General features: G+C 75.5%; 14 protein-coding genes, 1 tRNA gene and 1 pseudogene. 13 read left to right on the top strand and 3 right to left on the bottom strand.

What is annotated here, in order from left to right; genetic code table 11:
* The 5 genes and pseudogenes from AC3WUG_RS14160 to AC3WUG_RS14140 all read left to right on the top strand — a co-directional run.
* Positions 1-1,027: pseudogene (locus tag AC3WUG_RS14160) on the top strand (hypothetical protein); the annotation flags it as partial.
* Between the two features lie 111 nt (positions 1,028-1,138).
* The gene (locus tag AC3WUG_RS14155; protein WP_492328258.1) at positions 1,139-1,690 is read left to right on the top strand and encodes a hypothetical protein; all 552 of its coding nucleotides are present in this window, start codon (positions 1,139-1,141) and stop codon (positions 1,688-1,690) included.
* 38 nt (positions 1,691-1,728) lie between these two features.
* The gene (locus AC3WUG_RS14150) at positions 1,729-2,592 is read left to right on the top strand and encodes a DsbA family protein (RefSeq protein ID WP_492328257.1); all 864 of its coding nucleotides are present in this window, start codon (positions 1,729-1,731) and stop codon (positions 2,590-2,592) included.
* Positions 2,593-2,736: 144 nt separating this feature from the next.
* The gene (locus AC3WUG_RS14145; RefSeq protein WP_492328256.1) at positions 2,737-4,020 is read left to right on the top strand and encodes an MFS transporter; all 1,284 of its coding nucleotides are present in this window, start codon (positions 2,737-2,739) and stop codon (positions 4,018-4,020) included.
* A gap of 43 nt (positions 4,021-4,063) precedes the next feature.
* Positions 4,064-4,137, top strand: a tRNA-Thr gene (locus AC3WUG_RS14140).
* Between the two features lie 13 nt (positions 4,138-4,150).
* Here the strand turns inward: AC3WUG_RS14140 and AC3WUG_RS14135 are convergent.
* Positions 4,151-4,753 carry a sugar O-acetyltransferase gene (locus AC3WUG_RS14135; protein ID WP_492328255.1) on the bottom strand — a complete coding sequence of 201 codons (603 nt, stop codon included), beginning with the start codon at positions 4,751-4,753 and terminating at the stop codon, positions 4,151-4,153.
* A 105-nt stretch (positions 4,754-4,858) separates the two neighbouring features.
* Between AC3WUG_RS14135 and AC3WUG_RS14130 the strand changes: the two genes are divergently transcribed.
* From AC3WUG_RS14130 to AC3WUG_RS14120, 3 genes are all read left to right on the top strand, one after another.
* Positions 4,859-5,635 carry a MerR family transcriptional regulator gene (locus AC3WUG_RS14130; RefSeq protein WP_492328254.1) on the top strand — a complete coding sequence of 259 codons (777 nt, stop codon included), beginning with the start codon at positions 4,859-4,861 and terminating at the stop codon, positions 5,633-5,635.
* A complete protein-coding gene (locus AC3WUG_RS14125; RefSeq protein WP_492328253.1) occupies positions 5,632-6,351 on the top strand; it encodes a GOLPH3/VPS74 family protein in 720 nt (239 codons plus the stop codon). Before AC3WUG_RS14130 ends, AC3WUG_RS14125 begins: the two co-directional genes overlap by 4 nt.
* Positions 6,352-6,454: 103 nt before the next feature.
* Positions 6,455-7,054, top strand: coding sequence for a small multidrug efflux protein (locus AC3WUG_RS14120; RefSeq protein WP_492328252.1), 600 nt, complete (start codon positions 6,455-6,457; stop codon positions 7,052-7,054).
* Positions 7,055-7,309: 255 nt separating this feature from the next.
* Here the strand turns inward: AC3WUG_RS14120 and AC3WUG_RS14115 are convergent, their stop codons facing one another.
* A complete protein-coding gene (locus AC3WUG_RS14115; protein WP_492328251.1) occupies positions 7,310-7,981 on the bottom strand; it encodes a DUF3800 domain-containing protein in 672 nt (223 codons plus the stop codon).
* 69 nt (positions 7,982-8,050) lie between these two features.
* A complete protein-coding gene (locus AC3WUG_RS14110) occupies positions 8,051-9,058 on the bottom strand; it encodes a LacI family DNA-binding transcriptional regulator (protein ID WP_492328250.1) in 1,008 nt (335 codons plus the stop codon).
* A gap of 223 nt (positions 9,059-9,281) precedes the next feature.
* Here AC3WUG_RS14110 and AC3WUG_RS14105 point away from each other — a divergent pair, with 223 nt between their 5' ends.
* From AC3WUG_RS14105 to AC3WUG_RS14085, 5 genes are all read left to right on the top strand, one after another.
* Positions 9,282-10,580, top strand: coding sequence for an extracellular solute-binding protein (locus tag AC3WUG_RS14105; protein WP_492328249.1), 1,299 nt, complete (start codon positions 9,282-9,284; stop codon positions 10,578-10,580).
* Positions 10,581-10,587: 7 nt separating this feature from the next.
* Positions 10,588-11,607 (top strand): carbohydrate ABC transporter permease, encoded by a 1,020-nt coding sequence (locus AC3WUG_RS14100; RefSeq protein ID WP_492328248.1) that lies wholly within the window; start codon positions 10,588-10,590, stop codon positions 11,605-11,607.
* Positions 11,607-12,497: a carbohydrate ABC transporter permease gene (locus tag AC3WUG_RS14095; RefSeq protein ID WP_492328247.1), complete on the top strand. Its 891-nt coding sequence runs from the start codon at positions 11,607-11,609 to the stop codon at positions 12,495-12,497. Before AC3WUG_RS14100 ends, AC3WUG_RS14095 begins: the two co-directional genes overlap by 1 nt.
* A gap of 170 nt (positions 12,498-12,667) precedes the next feature.
* A complete protein-coding gene (locus AC3WUG_RS14090; RefSeq protein ID WP_492328260.1) occupies positions 12,668-15,070 on the top strand; it encodes a beta-xylosidase/alpha-l-arabinosidase in 2,403 nt (800 codons plus the stop codon).
* On the top strand, positions 15,067-16,653 hold the full coding sequence (locus AC3WUG_RS14085) for a glycoside hydrolase family 43 protein (protein WP_492328246.1): 1,587 nt from the start codon (positions 15,067-15,069) through the stop codon (positions 16,651-16,653). Before AC3WUG_RS14090 ends, AC3WUG_RS14085 begins: the two co-directional genes overlap by 4 nt.
* Position 16,654 lies beyond the last annotated feature (1 nt).

Below are 16,654 nucleotides of genomic sequence, written 5' to 3'. Positions count from 1 at the left end.
CGCGGGGACCGGGCCGCTGCCCGCGGGCGTCGCGGCGGCGACCGGCGCGACCGCCGTGCTCGGGCCGGACGGGACGGCGGTGCTCGGCGAGGACGGGACGGCCGTGCTGCCCGCGCCGGGGGAGACCTGGGGCGCGCCGGCGCAGGACGGGACCACCCGGGCGTTCGGCGCGGCCGCCGCGCCCGCCCCGCCGTCGGTGCCGCCACGCACCGCGGCCCCGCCCTCGTGGGACGCCACCGGCGAGGACGACCGGTGGGCGACGGGGGAGTCGCCGACGCAGGCCTGGGACACCCGGTCGTACGGCCCGGGCGGGCCCGGGGCCGGCGCTGCTCTCGACGGCTCCGCGGACGCCGACCACCCCGGGCACCTCGACGGGTGGCCGGACGGCGTGGACGGCCCGCCGCCCGCGCCCGAGCCGCCGCGCCGCACCGGCACCCTGCTCGCCCTCGCGCTGCTGGCGCTGACCGGCGCCGCGCTGCGCCCGGGCGCCGCGCTGCTCGCGCTCGTCCCCCTCGTGCTGCTCGCCCGGACCGTCGGGTCCGTGGCGGACGCCGTCGGCCGGCGGCGCGAGCGGGTCGGCGCCCGCCGGTCGGACGCGCTGCGCGCCGTCGCGTCGAGCCCGTGGCACCTGCTGCGCGCGCTCGTGACCCTGCTGCCCTCGCTGCTGGTCGCCGCGAGCCTCGTCGTCATCCTGCTCGGCGTCGGCTGGTGGCTCGTCGGCTCGGGCGCGGTCGAGGCCGGACCGCTGCGCGCGGTGGACGACGCGCCCGCCGCGGAGTCCGTGGCGGCGCTGCTGGCGGTGGCGGCCGCCGCAGGGCTCGCCGGGCTGTGGTGGGGCCCCGCGGCCCGGACCACCCGGGACGGGGCGCGCTGGCTGCTCGGCGGGGTGGCGCCCGGGCGGGGCGGGGCGACCGTCGTGGTGCTGCTCGCGCTGCTCGGTGCGGGGGCGCTGGTGGCGCTCGCGGCCACGGGGACGCTGGTGGACTGGGCGCCGTTCGCGGCGCCGGTGCTGCCGGTCGGCGCCTGACCGGAGACCCCCGGGGCGCACCGTCGGGGAGGCCGCGTCCGCGCGGGATCCCCGCGAGGTCGTCACCGGAGACCCAGGTCCGGTCCAGCCGCACCCCGTACGCTGGCCGGCATGACCGGGACAGCCGCCCCGCGCGTGCCCGGCGCCGTCGCGCCCGGATCCGGGTCCCGGCGCCGGGTGCACCGCGCCGCGCTGCTGCCGCTGCTCACCGCGGCCGCGTCGCTGGCGGTGCTCGGCGGCGCCGCCTGGCTCGGTGCCGTCCGCACCGTCGTGCACCAGTGCGTGACGATCGACGGCCCGCTCGCGCTCCTCGGCGTCCGGCTCGCGGTGCTCCAGGACGCGGCCGACTGCCCGACCGGCGTCGCGCTGACGCCCGCCGCGTCGCACGGCGCGGTGCTCGCGCTCGGGCTCGTCCTGCCCGTCGTCGCCCTGCACGCGGCGCTCGGCGCGCTCGGCCTCGGCCTGGCCGCCCTGCTGCTCCGCGCCGCCGGCCCCGTGCGCGCCGTGCTCGGCGCCGTGCTGCACGCGCTGCCCCGGGCGGCGCACCCCCGCTCGGCCGGGACCCCGCGCCCCGCGCCCGCGGGACTCTCCCACCACCCGCGCCCGGCCGTCCTGGCCCGCGCCCTGCACCCGCACCGGGGTCCGCCCGCGGCGCTCGCCTGAGCACCCGCAGCAGACCCGACCGAAGGAGAGCAGGACAGATGAGCACCACCCCGAGCCCCGGCAAGGGCCGGCCGTCGAAGATCGAGCGGCGCGACGCCGCCCGCGAGCAGGCGCGCGCCCTGCGCGAGCAGCAGGCCAAGCGCGACCGCCGCAACAAGTTCCTGGGCATCGGCATGCTGTCCGTCGCGGTCCTCGCGCTCGGCGGCGTCCTCGTGTGGGTCCTCACCCAGGGCGGCGGCAGCAGCGACGAGGCCCTGCCGGACTACCCGGACACCCCGCTGAGCGAGGTCGCCGACGTGCCGAGCACCGCCCTGCCCGAGGGCGGCATCCCCGTGAGCGCCTCGGGCGTCGGCGGGGAGGTCGACGACAGCACGACCCGCGTCGACGTCTACCTCGACTACATGTGCCCCGCCTGCGGCGCCTTCGAGGAGGCCAACGGCGACAACCTCATCTCGCTCGCCTCCGACGGCGCCGCCACCGTCGTCTACCACCCGATCGCGATCCTCAACCGGTACTCGAACGGCACCGGCTACTCGACCCGCGCCGCCTCCGCGGCCGCGCTCGTCGCCGACGAGGCGCCCGACCAGTTCGCCGCGTTCAACGAGCAGCTGTTCGCGGGTCAGCCCGACGAGGGCACCGACGGCCTGACCAACGCCGAGATCGCCTCGATCGCGCGCGACGCCGGGGTGTCCGGCAGCGTCGCGGACAAGATCTCCGACGGCAGCGCGCTCGACCGGTTCGGGCAGTGGGTGACCTCCGCGACCAACGACGTCACGGCGAACCCGGACCTGGTCAACGAGGCCAACGGCAGCTTCGGCACCCCGACGATCACCATCGACGGCGAGATCTGGACCGAGAACTGGACCGACCCGAACGCCCTGCTGCAGGCGGTCGGCTCCTGACCCGGGCCTGATCCCGCGCGCCGGATGGCGCGCCTCCGCGCGAGGCCCCGGCGCCCGGGCACGCACCCGGGCGCCGGGGCCGCGCGCGTCCCGGCCCGCGGGACCCACCGGTCGATCGCTGTAGACCGCACGTAGACTCCCGCGGTGCCCTCCCTGCTCGTGGACGTGACCCCGCTGCGCGTCAGCCCCGAGTTCCGCCGGCTGTGGTGGGGCCTCTCGGTCGCGAACCTCGGCGCGCAGCTCACCGTCGTCGCGGTCGGGCTCCAGGTGTACGAGCTGACCCGGTCGACGTTCGCGGTGGGCGTCGTCGGGCTGTGCGCGCTGGTCCCGCTCGTGGTGTTCGGCCTGTACGGCGGCGCGGTCGTCGACCACGCCGACCGCCGCACGGTCGCCCTCGTCGCGTCCGCGGTGAGCTGGGTCGCCACCCTCGGGCTCGCGATCCAGGGCTGGTCGGACAACACCCACGTCGGCGTGCTGTACGCACTGGTCGCGCTCCAGTCCGGCGCCGGGGCCGTGAACAGCCCCGCGCGGTCGGCGATCATCCCGCGCCTGCTCGAGCCCCGGCTGATGCCCGCCGCCAACGCGCTGCAGACGGTCGGCTGGAACGTCGCGCTGACCCTCGGCCCGCTGCTCGGCGCCGGGCTGGTCGCCCTGCTCGACTACGGGATCGTCTACACGCTCGACGCGCTGCTGTTCACGTTCGCGTTCACCGCGCTGCTGCGGCTCCCGCCGATCCTCCCGGAGCCGTCGGAGACCCGCCGGTCCCGGGCCGGGCTCGCCTCCGTGCTCGACGGCCTGCGGTACCTCGGCACCCGGCCGAACGTCCGGATGACGTTCCTGGTCGACCTGGTCGCCATGATCACGTCCTCGCCGCGGGTGCTGTTCCCGGCGGTCGGCCTGGTCTACCTCGGCGGCGGCGAGACCACCGCGGGCGTGCTGACGGCGGCGGTCGCCGCGGGCGCCATGCTCGCCGGCCTGTTCTCGGGCGGGCTCGCGCGCGTGCGCTGGCAGGGCCGGATCATCGTCGTCGCCATCACGATCTGGGGCCTCGCCGTCGCGGCGTTCGGCGCGGTGCTCGTCGCCGCGGGCCGGTCCGGGCCCGACCACGTGCTCTGGGCCGCGCTCGCGCTGGCCGTGGTCACCCTCGCCGCCGCCGGCGCGGCCGACGCCGTCAGCGCGGTGTTCCGGCAGACCATCCTGCAGACCGCGACGCCGGACGACATGCGCGGCCGGCTCCAGGGCGTGTTCGTCGTGGTGGTCGCGGGCGGGCCCCGGCTCGGCGAGCTGCTGCTCGGCTGGCTGTCGGGCACCCTCGGCGAGGGCGGCGCGGCCCTGGTCGGCGGGCTCGCGTGCGTGCTGATCCTGTGGGTCCTCGTGCGGGCGCAGCGCGGGTTCTGGCGGTACGACGCCCTCGACCCGCAGCCCTGACCCGGCCGGTAGGCTGGGCGCCGCGCTCCCGCGGGAGCGCGACGCCTCCTTAGCTCAGCTGGCCAGAGCAGCTGTCTTGTAAACAGCAGGTCGTCGGTTCGAATCCGACAGGGGGCTCCGGACCGCCCGCTCAGCCCTCGGGCAGCAGCGACCGCACGACCCGCGCCGGGTTCCCCGCCACGACCACGTCCGGCGGCACGTCCTTCGTCACGACCGAGCCCGCGCCCACCACGGACCGCGCGCCGATCGTCACGCCCGGGCACACCACGACGCTGCCGCCCAGCCACACGCCGTCCTCGATCGTGATCGGGGAGACCCGCTCCCACCCCTGCGGGCGCAGCTCCGGGTCGAGCACGTGCGTCGGGGTGTAGAGCCGGACGCTCGGGCCGATCAGCACGTCCGCGCCGATCCGGATCTCCCCGCCGCCGAGGGTCAGGAAGTCCGCGTTCACGAAGGTCCGGTCGCCGAGGTGCAGGCGGTGGCCGTAGTCCAGGTAGAACGGCGGGCGGAAGTCGACGCCCTCGCCCACGGTGCCCAGCAGGTCGCGGAACAGCGCCTCCGCCTCGGCCCGGTCCTCGTCGTAGCGGGCGGTGATCCGGCGGCAGGTGCGCTGGGTGCTCGTCGTCAGGTCCGCCAGCTCGGGGCCGGACCGGTAGCGGTACCAGTCGCCGGCCACCATCTTCTCGTACTCCGTGCGGCCGTCCGCGAGCGCGGCCGCCAGGTCGAGATCCACCACAGGGTCCTCCTTCGTCGTGAGCGACGAGTCTCCCAGGCCGCGGCGGCCGCCCGCCCGGGACCTCTTGACCCTGCCCCGGGGGCACGGTTTCCACTGGTCCCCATGGACGCATCCGAGGCCGCCGGCCGGGCGTGGAGCACCCGGCAGCTCGCCGAGCTGGCCGGCACGACCGTCAAGGCCGTGCGGTACTACCACGAGGTGGGCCTGCTCGAGGAGCCCGAGCGCGCCGGCAACGGCTACAAGCAGTACCGCGTGCCGCACCTGGTGCGCCTGCTGCAGATCAAGCGGCTGAGCGACCTCGGGCTGCCGCTCGCGCAGATCGCCGCGCTGTGCGGCGCCGACCAGCGGCCCGACGACGCCATCCGGGTGCTGGACGCCGAGCTCGCCGCGACCGTCGAGCGGCTGCAGCGGATCCGCGCGGAGCTCGCCGTCGTCCTGCGCGACCGCGCCCCCGTGGACGTGCCCGAGGGGTTCGCCGAGGTCGCCGGTCAGCTCTCCGAGGCCGACCGGGCCATGCTGCTCATCTGGTCGCGCGTGCTCGACGAGCGGGCGATGGCCGAGCTGCGGGACATGATGCAGACCCGCTCCGACGGCGACGACGAGTTCGACGCGCTGCCGCCGGACGCCGACGACGCGACGGTCGAGGCGCTCGCGCACCGGCTCGCCCGGGTGATCGCGGAGGCCCGCGAGCGGTACGCCTCCGTGCGCGACCCCGGTGCGTTCGGCGTGCGCGGTGCCGAGGACGCCCGCCGCACGGTGCTGCCCGCGATGGCGCACCTCTACAACCCCGCCCAGCTGCGGACCCTGGCCCGCGCGGAGCAGATCCGGGCGCAGGCCGCTCCGGACGAGCTCGCTCCGGCCGCCGAGGAGGACCGATGAGCACCGACCCGACCAACCCGACCGACCCGACGGCCCCGGCGTCCCCGACGCTCGCCGAGGACCTGCTCCTGCTGCTGTTCGACCCCCGCAACGGGGTGTTCCACGGTGAGGGGGTGCCGCTGTTCCACGTGCTCGCCGGCGCGGTGCTCGTCGACCTCGCCGAGCAGGACCGGGTGGAGGTCGCGGCGACGCCGACCTGGCGGGGCCGCCCCGTCACGGCCCGCGGCGACGCACCGCCCGCCGACGCGCTGCTGCGCCCCACCTGGGAGCGGGTCGCCCGCTCGCCCGTCGACGTGCAGCAGCTGATCGTCGAGACCGGGCCCGTGCTGCGGCCGGCGACCGTCGACCGGCTCGTCGAGCGCGGCCACCTGCGGCGCGAGCGGCGCCGAGTGCTCGGCCTGCTGCCCGTCACGGCGCTCGCGGACGGCGGGACGCCCCGCCGCGCCGAGCTCGTCGCCGCCGTGCGCGCGACGCTGGTCGACGGCGCCGGGCCCGACGCCCGCACCGCCGCGCTCGCGGGGCTGCTGTCCGCGAGCGGCTCGCTGCCCGCGCTGCACCGGGAGATCCCGTGGTCCGGCGCGGTGCACGACCGCGGCCGGGCCCTCCAGGAGGCCGACCGCGGGACCGCCGAGGCCGCGGAGGCGGTCCGCCGCACCGTGGTCGCGGCGCTCGCGACGATGGTCGTGACCGCGACCGCCGCCGGCCAGGCCCGCTGACACACCCCGCCCCACCCGCGCCCCGCCAGGGCGCCGGCCACCGCGCCGGCGCCCGGGACGCGCACGCCCGCGCACCATCCCGCCCACCCGAGGGAGTCGCACCGTGAACCCTGTCGAGAGAGTCGTCCAGGGCCTGCAGGACCTGCTGGCCCACGTCCCCGAGCTCGTCCAGCCGCTGGTGGTCGCCCTTGCCGGCGCCGTCCCGTTCGTCGAGGGGGAGGGCGGCGCGCTGCTCGGCGTCCTCGGCGGCCTGCACCCGGTGGTGGCGGCGGTCGCGGCCGCCGCCGGCAACTTCCTGTGCGTGCTCGCCGTCGTCTCGCTCGGCTCGGGCGTGCGCGCCCGGGTCACGGCGCGGCGCGCGGCGGCGGGCGGTGCCGTGCCGCCGGCGGACGCGGCGTTCGTGGCCGGCGCCGGGGACGGGGCGCGGGGCAGCACGGGCACCGCGACGGCCGTCGCGCCCGCCCGGCCGGAGTCCAAGGGCCGGCAGCGCCTGCGCCGCTACCTCGTGCGGTTCGGGGTGCCGGGCGCCAGCCTGCTCGGGCCGCTCGCGCTCCCGACCCAGCTCACGGCCGCGACCCTGGTCGCGTCCGGGGTGCGCAAGAGCTGGGTGCTCCTGTGGCAGGCGGTGGCGATCGTGCTGTGGACGACGCTCGCGACCGTCAGCGCGTGGGCGGCCCTGCACGTCGTGCTCCCGGCGACCTGACGGGGGCCGCCCGCGCGGGCCCTCCCGCGCCGGCCCGCCTGCGCCCTCCCGCGCCGCCCCGCGTCGCGCCTCGAACGAGCAACCGACACGTCGAGTGCCTATCCACCGGATAGGCACTCGACGTGTCGGTTATCCCCTCGGCGGATCGGCGTGGACGGCCCCGGGCCGCGCTCGGTACGCTGGTGCAAACGTTCCACCCCGCTGACAAGAACCCCTGGGTTCTCCGCAAGGTAGGCGGGGTGGTCACCCTCTCCCTCACCACCAGCGCCTCGTCCCGCGCTGGTAGAGGTCGAAGCGCGTCCACCGGATGCCGGCCAGGGCCTCGACGCCGGTCGGGTCCCCGGACTCGACGTGCCGCAGCCACGCCCAGGAGAAGTAGTCCGCGATCTGGCCGTTGAGATCCGACTTCACCGGGTGGAACGCGACGCGGAACGGGATCCCGAGCTGCTTGAGGGCGGGCTTCACCGCGGCCTTGAAGGCGCCCTGCTTCTTCCCCGTGAGGACCGAGTCGAACACCATCACGACCTGCGTGTGGTCGCCGCTCACTGCCTTGCCGATCCAGCGCCCCATCGCCTTGCCGAAGAAGCTCATGATCGTCACGTCGTCGTGCTGCGACGGGTGCGCCAGGTGCTTGTCGATCCAGAGCGTGTGCACGGCGATCGTGGCCCCGAGCGAGGTGATCGCGCCCGAGACGCGCAGGCGGGTGCCGCGGGTGTTGTTCGTCGCGTGGAAGTCGAGGTCGGTGCTCCCGTTCGCGAGGAGCTCGTACTTCAGCGCCTGCATGATCGACGCCGAGCGGCACGGGTCCGTGGTGTAGACGGCGGACAGCACGAAGTGGTCGGTGCCCCTGCCGGAGAAGTCGAGGTTGCCCGACTCGTCGAGGAAGACGTACAGGGTGCGTCCGGGGCCCGTCGCCTCGTGCGTCATGCGAGGCGACGCTAGCGGCGTGCCCCCGCACCCAGGCCCACCTAGCCGGCACCACCTAGCCGCCACCGCCTACCGCCGCGGGACCGCCGTCGTGCCGCGGACCACCAGCTGCGTCGGCAGCCGCTGGTGCTCCGCCGCCGCACCCGGGCCGCCGTCGGGCCCGAGCAGCCCCAGCAGCATCGCCACCGCGGCCCGCCCGAGTCCCTGGATCTCCTGCCGCACCGTCGTGAGCGGCGGCGTCGTCGCGGCGGCCTCGGGCACGTCGTCGAACCCGACCACGGACAGCTCGGTCGGCACCCGGACCCCGAGCCGCGCGGCGGCGTCCAGGATGCCCATGGCGGACAGGTCGTTGGCCGCGAACAGCGCGGTCGGCGGGTCGTCGAGCGCGAGCATCGCCGCGGTCGGGGCGTCGGCCGCGTCTCGCCGGTAGTCGGCCACGTGCACCAGCGCCGGGTCGACGGGGATGCCCGCCTCGGCGAGCGCCGCGCGGTAGCCCGCCTCGCGCAGCCGCGAGGACTCGAGGTCGGTGCGCCCGCCGAGGAACCCGATCCGCCGGTGGCCGAGCCCCAGCAGGTGCCGGACGGCGAGGACGGCGCCGTGCAGGTTGTCGGAGTCGACGGTGGGCAGGCCGCCCGGGCCGGCGTGCGGGTCGACGGCGACCACCGGCACCGAGGACCCGGCGTGCAGCACCGTGGGCGTGACCAGCACGGCGCCGTCGATCAGGGTGCCGCTGAGCCGCGCGAGGTAGCGGTGCTCCCAGCCGGCCCGGCCGGTGCCGCCGCCGGTGTAGGCGAGCAGGGCGTGCTCGGTGCCGCGGAGGGCCGCGCCCGCGCCCTTGAGGATCTCGGAGCTGAACGGCTCGAACTCCGCGACGAGCACGCCGATGACGCCGGTGCGGTGCGAGCGGAGCCCGCGCGCGACGAGGCTGGACTCGTAGCCGAGCCGGTCGACGACGGCGCGCACGTGCGTCGCGGTGCCGGCGGCGATGCCGTCCCGCTGGTTGACGACCTTCGAGACGGTCGCCACGGAGACACCGGCCTCGCGGGCGACGTCGGTGATCGTCACCCGCTGTGCCATGGCCGCCAGCATAGTCACTAAAACGTTATCGACAACGGTTGACACGTCTTCGCGACGGCTGCCAGAGTCCCTCGTGCAGTCACTGATGACGAGCAGGTCCGGTCCCGGCACAGCCGCAGGGATCGGGCCTCGCGGAGCACGACGCACGGCGGTCACCCGCCGACGGCGAACGGTCCGGCCCCGGCGGGGAGGACCACGGTCAACTCAACGAAGAGGGCAGATCATGAAGGCACGCAAGACGCTGGCGGCCACGGCCGCGGCGATCGTGGCAGCCATGACCCTCGCCGCCTGCGGCGGCGGCGACTCGGGCTCGGGCGGCGGGGACGGTGACGGCGACGTCACGATGACGTTCTGGCACAACTCGACGACGGGCGACGGCAAGGCCTACTGGGAGGACACCGTCGCGGCGTTCGAGGAGGCCAACCCGGGCGTCACCATCAACATCCAGTCCATCCAGAACGAGGACATGGACGGCAAGCTCCAGACCGCCCTGAACTCGGGCGACGCCCCGGACATCTTCATGGCGCGCGGCGGCGGCAAGCTGGCCGACGTCGTCGAGGCCGGCCAGGCGATGGACCTGACCGACGCCCTCACCCAGGAGACCCGGGACGCGCTCGGCGAGGCGTCCCTGGCGGCGTTCTCCGTCGACGGCTCCGTCTACGGCGTCCCGACCGCCGTGCTCCCCGGCGGCATCTACTACAGCAAGGACCTGTTCCAGCAGGCCGGCATCACGGAGACCCCGACGACGCTCGACGAGCTCGGCGCGGCGGTCGACAAGCTGAAGGCCGCGGACATCCAGCCGATCGCGCTGGGCGCCAAGGACGCCTGGCCGGCCGCGCACTGGTACTACTTCTTCGCCCTGCGCGAGTGCTCGCAGGACACCATGACGCAGGCGGCGAAGGACATGTCCTTCGACGACGCGTGCTGGACGAAGGCGGGCGAGGACCTGCAGGACTTCGCCGCGACGGAGCCGTTCAACGACGGCTACCTGACCACCACCGCGCAGCAGGGCGCCGGCTCCTCGGCGGGCCTCATCGCGAACCACCAGGCCGCCATGGAGCTCATGGGCGCCTGGGACCCGGGCGTCATCGCGAACCTGACGCCGGAGCAGGAGCCGCTGGCCGACCTCGGCTGGTTCCCGTTCCCGGCCGTGGACGGCGGTGAGGGCGACCCGACCGCGATGATGGGCGGCGTCGACGGCTTCTCCTGCTACGTGGACGCGCCGAAGGAGTGCGCCGACTTCCTGAACTTCATCGCGGAGAAGGACAACCAGGAGGGCTACGCCGAGGCGTTCGTGACCCTGCCCGCCAGCAAGGACGCCCAGTCGGTCGTCACCGACCCGGCCCTGCAGGACGTCCTGGCGTCCTACAACGACGCGGCCTACGTGTCCGTCTGGCTGGACACCCTGTTCGGCCAGAACGTCGGCAACGCGCTCAACACCAGCGTCGTCGAGATGCTCGCCGGCAGCGGCAGCCCCGACAAGATCGTCGAGACTGTCAACGCCGCGGCGGCCAAGGAGTAGCACGACCATGAGCGACTCGCAGGGCGTCAGCCCGCTGGTCATCTCGTCGCCCGAGGGTCGCTCGGCGGCCGGGGGCGGTGCCGTCGCGGCACCGTCCCCGGCGCCCCGCCCGCGCCGGCGGCGCGGGAGCTGGCGTCAGCGGCTCGAGATCGGCATCCTGACCGGGCCCGCCATCCTGATCTTCCTGGCGTTCGTGATCTTCCCCGTCGTCATGGCGGCGTACTACGGCTTCTTCAAGTGGAAGGGCTTCGGGCCGCCGACCGACTTCGTCGGGCTGGACAACTACGTCGCGATCCTGAAGGACCCGACGTTCCACGACGCGCTGAGGCACAACGGCTTCATCGTCGTGATGTCCCTGGTGCTCCAGGGGCCCGCGGCCGTGATCCTCGCGCTGCTGCTGAACCGCAAGATCCGCGGCCGGTCGCTGATCCGGGTGCTGATCTTCGTGCCCTACGTGATCTCCGAGGTCATCGTCGGCACCGGCTGGAGCCTCATGCTCCAGACCACGGGCGCGGTGAACAGCCTGCTCGAGAAGATCGGGCTCGGGTTCCTCACCGCCGACTGGCTGTCCGACCCGAAGATCGCCATCTGGTCGTTGATGATCATCATCACGTGGAAGTACATCGGCTTCGCGGTGATCCTGTTCCTCGCCGGCCTGCAGTCGATCCCCGAGGAGCTGCACGAGGCCGCGGCGATCGACGGCGCCTCCTACTGGCAGGCGCAGCGCGCGATCACGCTGCCGCTGCTCGGCCCGACGATCCGGATCTGGGCGTTCCTGTCGATCATCGGCTCGCTCCAGCTGTTCGACCTCGTCTACATCATCTGGGGCCAGTACGTCTCCGCCACCGCCGGGACGTCGACGATGGCCACCTACATGGTGTCCAACGGCCGCCTGGCCGGGAACTACGGCTTCGGCAACGCGGTCGCGGTCGTGCTGTTCCTGATCTCGCTGGCGATCGCGCTGACCTACCAGCGCTTCGTCCTGCGCCGGGACACCGAGGGCGCGCTCACCGAGAGGAAGAAGTGATGGCCGCCACCGCCGTCCAGACGCCCCCGCTGCCGGCCTCGCGGCCGGAGCCCCGCCGCCGGCCCGGCCGCTCGCTCGAGCGCGTCAACCCGCTGGTCTACGTCGTCGCCTGGCTCCTGGTCGGCGTCTGCATCGCGCCGGTCGCCTACATCGTGCTGGGCGGCCTGCGGACGAACTCGCAGATCACGGTCGACCCGTCCGGTTTCCCGACGACGTGGGAGTTCGGCAACTACGCCGAGGTCCTGTCCAGCTCGCTGTTCTGGCAGCAGTTCCTGAACTCGGCGATCTGCGGCATCGCGACGACGATCGGCGTCGTGATCCTCGGCGTCATGGCGAGCTTCGTGCTCGCCCGGTACGAGTTCTCGGGCCGCGGGGCGATGTACTCGCTGTTCGCGGCGGGCCTGATGTTCCCGATGACCGTCGCGATCACGCCGCTGTACATCATGATCCGGCAGCTCGGGCTGATGAACAGCCTGGCCGGCATCATCCTGCCGCAGATCGCGTTCGCGCTGCCGGTGACGATCATCATCCTGGTGCCGTTCCTGCGGGCCATCCCGAAGGAGCTGGAGGAGGCCGCGTCGATCGACGGCGCGAGCCGGCTCGGGTTCTTCGTCCGGATGGTGGTCCCGCTGTCCGTCCCCGGCGTGGTGACGGTCGGCATCCTGGCGTTCGTCGCGAGCTGGAACAGCTACATGCTGCCGCTGTTCATCCTGAACGACGAGGGGCAGTACACGCTGCCGCTCGGGGTCCAGGCGTTCGCCTCGCAGTACTCCGTCGACACCGCCCGGGTGCTGGCGTTCACGTCGCTGTCGATGATCCCCGCGCTGATCTTCTTCTCGCTCTTCGAGCGGCGGATCGTCGGCGGTCTCACCGGCGCCGTCAAGGGCTGAGGCCGGCGGACGGGGCGCCCGCGCGGCGCCCCGCCCGCCCCGCCCGCCACCTCGCACGTCCCCGAACAGGAGCACCCCGCGTGTCCGACACCACCGGCGCCGCCGCCCCGGCTGCGGCGCCCGCCCGCCCCGACGGCGCGTCCGCGCCCGCCGCTACCCCCGTCCCCGCGATGCCCGTCGTCTCCGACCGGGTCCGCGACCTGCACGCCCGGATGACGCTGGAGGAGAAGCTGGCCCAGCTGGTCGGCTACTGGCTCGACCAGAACGGCACCGTCGCCCCGATGCAGTCCGAGATGGCCGCGGGCCAGAAGGACTCCGGCCAGCTGCCCGAGATCACCCGGCACGGCCTCGGCCACTACACGCGGGTGTACGGCACCCGCCCGGTCGACCCGGTGGAGCGCGCCGCCTGGCTGTGGACCGAGCAGCGCCGGCTGCAGCGGGAGACCCGGCTGGGCATCCCCGCGCTGGTGCACGAGGAGTGCTTGACCGGCCTGGCCGCCTGGAAGGCCGCGACCTACCCGACGCCGCTCGCCTGGGGCGCGTCGTTCGACCCCGAGCTGGTGCAGGAGGCGGCCCGTGCGATCGGCGACTCGATGCGCGAGCTCGGGATCCACCAGGGCCTGGCGCCGGTGCTCGACGTGGTCGGCGACCCCCGGTGGGGCCGCGTCGACGAGTGCATCGGCGAGGACCCGTACCTGGTCGGCACCATCGGCACCGCCTACGTCCGCGGGCTGCAGGAGGCGGGGGTGCACGCGACGCTCAAGCACTTCGCCGGCTACTCCGCGTCGGCCGCCGGCCGGAACCACGCCCCGGTGAGCGCCGGCCCGCGCGAGCTGCTGGACGTGTACCTGCCGCCGTTCGAGATGGCGGTCCGCGACGGCGGCGCCCGGTCGGTGATGAACGCGTACGTCGACGTGGACGGCGTCCCGATGGCGGCGAGCACCGAGCACCTCACCGGCGTGCTGCGCGAGCAGTGGGGCTTCGACGGCGTCGTCGTCGCCGACTACTTCGCGGTGGCGTTCCTGGAGGTGATGCACCGGGTCGCGGCCGACCGCGGCGAGGCGGCGGCGCTGGCCCTGGAGGCCGGTATCGACGTCGAGCTGCCGACCGGCGACGCGTACCTGGCGCCGCTGACGGAGCGGCTGCGCGCGGGGCTGGCGGACGAGCGCCTGGTCGACCGGGCGGTGCTCCGGGTGCTGGCGCAGAAGGAGGAGCTCGGCCTGCTGGACCCGGACGCGTTCGCCGACGGACCGCCGACGCACGTCGACCTGGACCCCCCGCACCAGCGCGAGCTCGCCCGGCGGCTCGCCCAGAAGTCGGTGGTGCTGCTCGCGAACGACGGCGTGCTGCCGCTCGCGCCCGCGGGTGCCCCGGCCGCGCCGCGCCGCGTCGCCGTGGTCGGCCCCAACGCGGACCGGCCCGAGGCGCTCATGGGCTGCTACTCGTTCGCCAACCACGTGCTGGCGCACCACCCCGGCCTGCCGCTGGGCTTCGAGATCCGCAGCGTGCACGAGGCGCTCGCGACGGCGCTCGGCGGCGGCGCCGACGCGCCCGAGGTCGTGCACGCCGAGGGCTGCGCCGTCGAGGGCGACGACACCTCCGGCTTCGCGGCGGCGGTCGAGGCCGCGGCGGGCGCGGACGTGGCGGTCGTCGTGGTCGGCGACCAGGCCGGGCTGTTCGGCCGCGGCACCGTCGGCGAGGGCAACGACGCCGAGTCCCTGGAGCTGCCCGGCGTGCAGCGGCAGCTGGTCGAGGCGCTGGTCGCGACCGGCACCCCGGTGGTGCTGGTGCTGCTCACCGGCCGCCCGTACGCGATCGGCTGGGCGCTCGACGGCGAGGGCGCGCGCCCGGCCGCGGTGCTGCAGGCGTTCTTCCCCGGCGAGGGCGGCGGCGACGCCATCGCCGACGTGCTCACCGGCGCGGTGAACCCGTCCGGCCGGCTGCCGGTGTCGCTGCCCCGGTCCGCGGGGACGCAGCCGTACCGCTACCTGCACCCGGTGCTCGGCGGGCCGTCCGACGTCACGTCGACCGACCCGACCCCGGTCCGGCCGTTCGGCTTCGGGCTCGGCTACACCGACTTCGCCTACGGCGACCTCGAGGTGGACCCGTCCGTCGACTCGGCGGGCTCCTTCGAGGCCGCGGTCACGGTGACGAACGTCGGCGCGGTCGCCGGGACCGAGACCGTCCAGCTGTACGGCCACGACGTCGTCGCGTCGGTGACCCGCCCGGTCGCGCAGCTGCTCGGCTACGCCCGGGTGGACCTCGCGCCGGGGGAGTCCCGCCGGGTGACGTTCCGGGTGCCGACGACGCGGCTCGCGTTCGCGGACCGCCGCCTGACCCGGGTGGTCGAGCCCGGCGACGTGCAGGTCTGGGTCGCGTCGCACGCCGAGGCCGCGGCCCGCTCGGCCGAGGTCGCGGGCACCAACGGCGCGATCCGGATGGCCCGTGCCCGCGCCGAGCGCGCGGTCGCCGGCACCGCCACGGAGCGCCGGGTGCTCGCCGTGACCGGCGGCGTGCACGAGGTGACCGCCGCCGACGCGCGCGTCGTCGAGGTGAAGGTCACCGCCCCGTGACGGCCGTCGCCAACCCGGTGCTCCCGGGCTGCCACCCGGACCCGTCGGTGTGCCGCGTGGGCGACGACTACTACCTGGTGACGTCGACGTTCGAGTACCTGCCCGGCCTGCCGGTGTTCCGCAGCCGCGACCTCGCGCACTGGGAGCCGGTGGGGCACGCGGTGCGGCGCCAGCTCGACCTGTCCGGGCTGCCGTCGTCGAGCGGCCTGTACGCCCCGACGATCCGGCACCACGACGGGCTGTTCTGGGTCGTCTGCACGCTGGTGGACCAGCGCGCCGACGCACTCCCCGCCGGCGAGCGGCGGCCCGGTCTCGGCCACTTCCTCGTGACCGCCGCGGACCCCGCCGGCCCGTGGTCCGAGCCCGCGTGGCTGGGCGGCGACGGCATCGACCCGTCGCTGTTCTTCGACGACGACGGGCGCGCCTGGGTGCTCGCCACCCGCCCCGCGCGGGAGCCGGAGTGGCCCGGGCAGACCGAGGTCTGGCTCCGCGAGCTCGACCTCGGGTCCCGGACCCTGGTCGGCCCCGAGCGCGTGATCTGGACGGGGGCGGTCCGCGGCGCGGTCTGGGCCGAGGGCCCGCACCTGTACCGGGTCGGCGGGGAGTACCTGCTGGTCGCCGCCGAGGGCGGGACCGAGGTGCACCACGCGGTGTGCGTCGCCCGCGCCGACGCGATCGAGGGCCCGTACGCGCCGAACCCGTCGAACCCCGTGCTCACGCACCGGCACCTGGGCCGCGGCGTCGACGTGGTGGCCGCCGGGCACGCCGACCTGGTCGAGGCGCCGGACGGCTCCTGGTGGGCGGTGCTGCTCGCGATGCGCACCTCGGGCGGCTACCACTACCCGCTGGGCCGCGAGACGTTCCTGGTCCCGGTGGCCTGGGAGGACGGCTGGCCCGTCCTCGCCCCCGGCGTGGGCCGGATCCCGCCGGTGGTCGACGCCCCGGCGGTGCCGGGCTGGCCGGGCGACCGGGTGGTGTCCGGCCGGCAGTCCGGGCTCGTGCCGCCGACGGACCTGCGGTGGACGGCCGTGCGCGCGCTGCCCGAGGACGTGGCGACCCCCGCCGGCGACGGCTGGGACCTGCCCCTGCGCCCGGCGACGCTCGCCGACCTCGACGTGCCCGCCTACCTCGCGCTGCGGCTCGAGCACCCCGAGGCCGACCTCGAGGTCCGCGTCGCCGCCGACCTCGGCGAGGGCGAGGAGGTCGCGCTGGCCGTCCGGCAGTCCGAGCGGGACCACGTGCGGCTCGCGGTGACCCGCGGCGCCGCGGGCGGGTGGACCGCCCGGGTGCTGCACGTCCGGGGCGGCGCCGCCGAGCGGGTGCTCGGCGAGACGGTGCTCGACGGGCCGGCCGACGCCGACCTCACGCTGCGGCTCGAGGCCCGCGGCCCGGACCTCCGGCTGCTCGCCGCCGCCGCGGACGACGCGCCGGCGCTCGTGGCGACGGCGGACGCCCGGACGCTGGACAGCGTCGCGACCGGCGGGTTCCTCGGGCTGTGGGCGGGCGTGCTCGCCACCGCCGCGGGCCGGCCGACGACGACCGTGGCGCGGGTCCGGTCCGTGGTGTACTCGCCCGTGCGCTGAC

The organism is Cellulomonas sp. EB106-03-03-XG116, from assembly GCF_058792015.1.
Note: the sequence above shows the minus strand (reverse complement) of the source record. Positions and strands in the feature narration are given on the sequence as shown.

Coding starts and splice junctions, on each gene's coding strand:
- AC3WUG_RS14155 (WP_492328258.1), top strand. CDS start 1,139: ATGACCGGGACAGCCGCCCCGCGCGTGCCCGGCGCCGTCGCGCCCGGA.
- AC3WUG_RS14150 (WP_492328257.1), top strand. CDS start 1,729: ATGAGCACCACCCCGAGCCCCGGCAAGGGCCGGCCGTCGAAGATCGAG.
- AC3WUG_RS14130 (WP_492328254.1), top strand. CDS start 4,859: ATGGACGCATCCGAGGCCGCCGGCCGGGCGTGGAGCACCCGGCAGCTC.
- AC3WUG_RS14125 (WP_492328253.1), top strand. CDS start 5,632: ATGAGCACCGACCCGACCAACCCGACCGACCCGACGGCCCCGGCGTCC.
- AC3WUG_RS14115 (WP_492328251.1), bottom strand. CDS start 7,981: ATGACGCACGAGGCGACGGGCCCCGGACGCACCCTGTACGTCTTCCTC.
- AC3WUG_RS14110 (WP_492328250.1), bottom strand. CDS start 9,058: ATGGCACAGCGGGTGACGATCACCGACGTCGCCCGCGAGGCCGGTGTC.
- AC3WUG_RS14105 (WP_492328249.1), top strand. CDS start 9,282: ATGAAGGCACGCAAGACGCTGGCGGCCACGGCCGCGGCGATCGTGGCA.
- AC3WUG_RS14100 (WP_492328248.1), top strand. CDS start 10,588: ATGAGCGACTCGCAGGGCGTCAGCCCGCTGGTCATCTCGTCGCCCGAG.
- AC3WUG_RS14095 (WP_492328247.1), top strand. CDS start 11,607: ATGGCCGCCACCGCCGTCCAGACGCCCCCGCTGCCGGCCTCGCGGCCG.
- AC3WUG_RS14090 (WP_492328260.1), top strand. CDS start 12,668: ATGCCCGTCGTCTCCGACCGGGTCCGCGACCTGCACGCCCGGATGACG.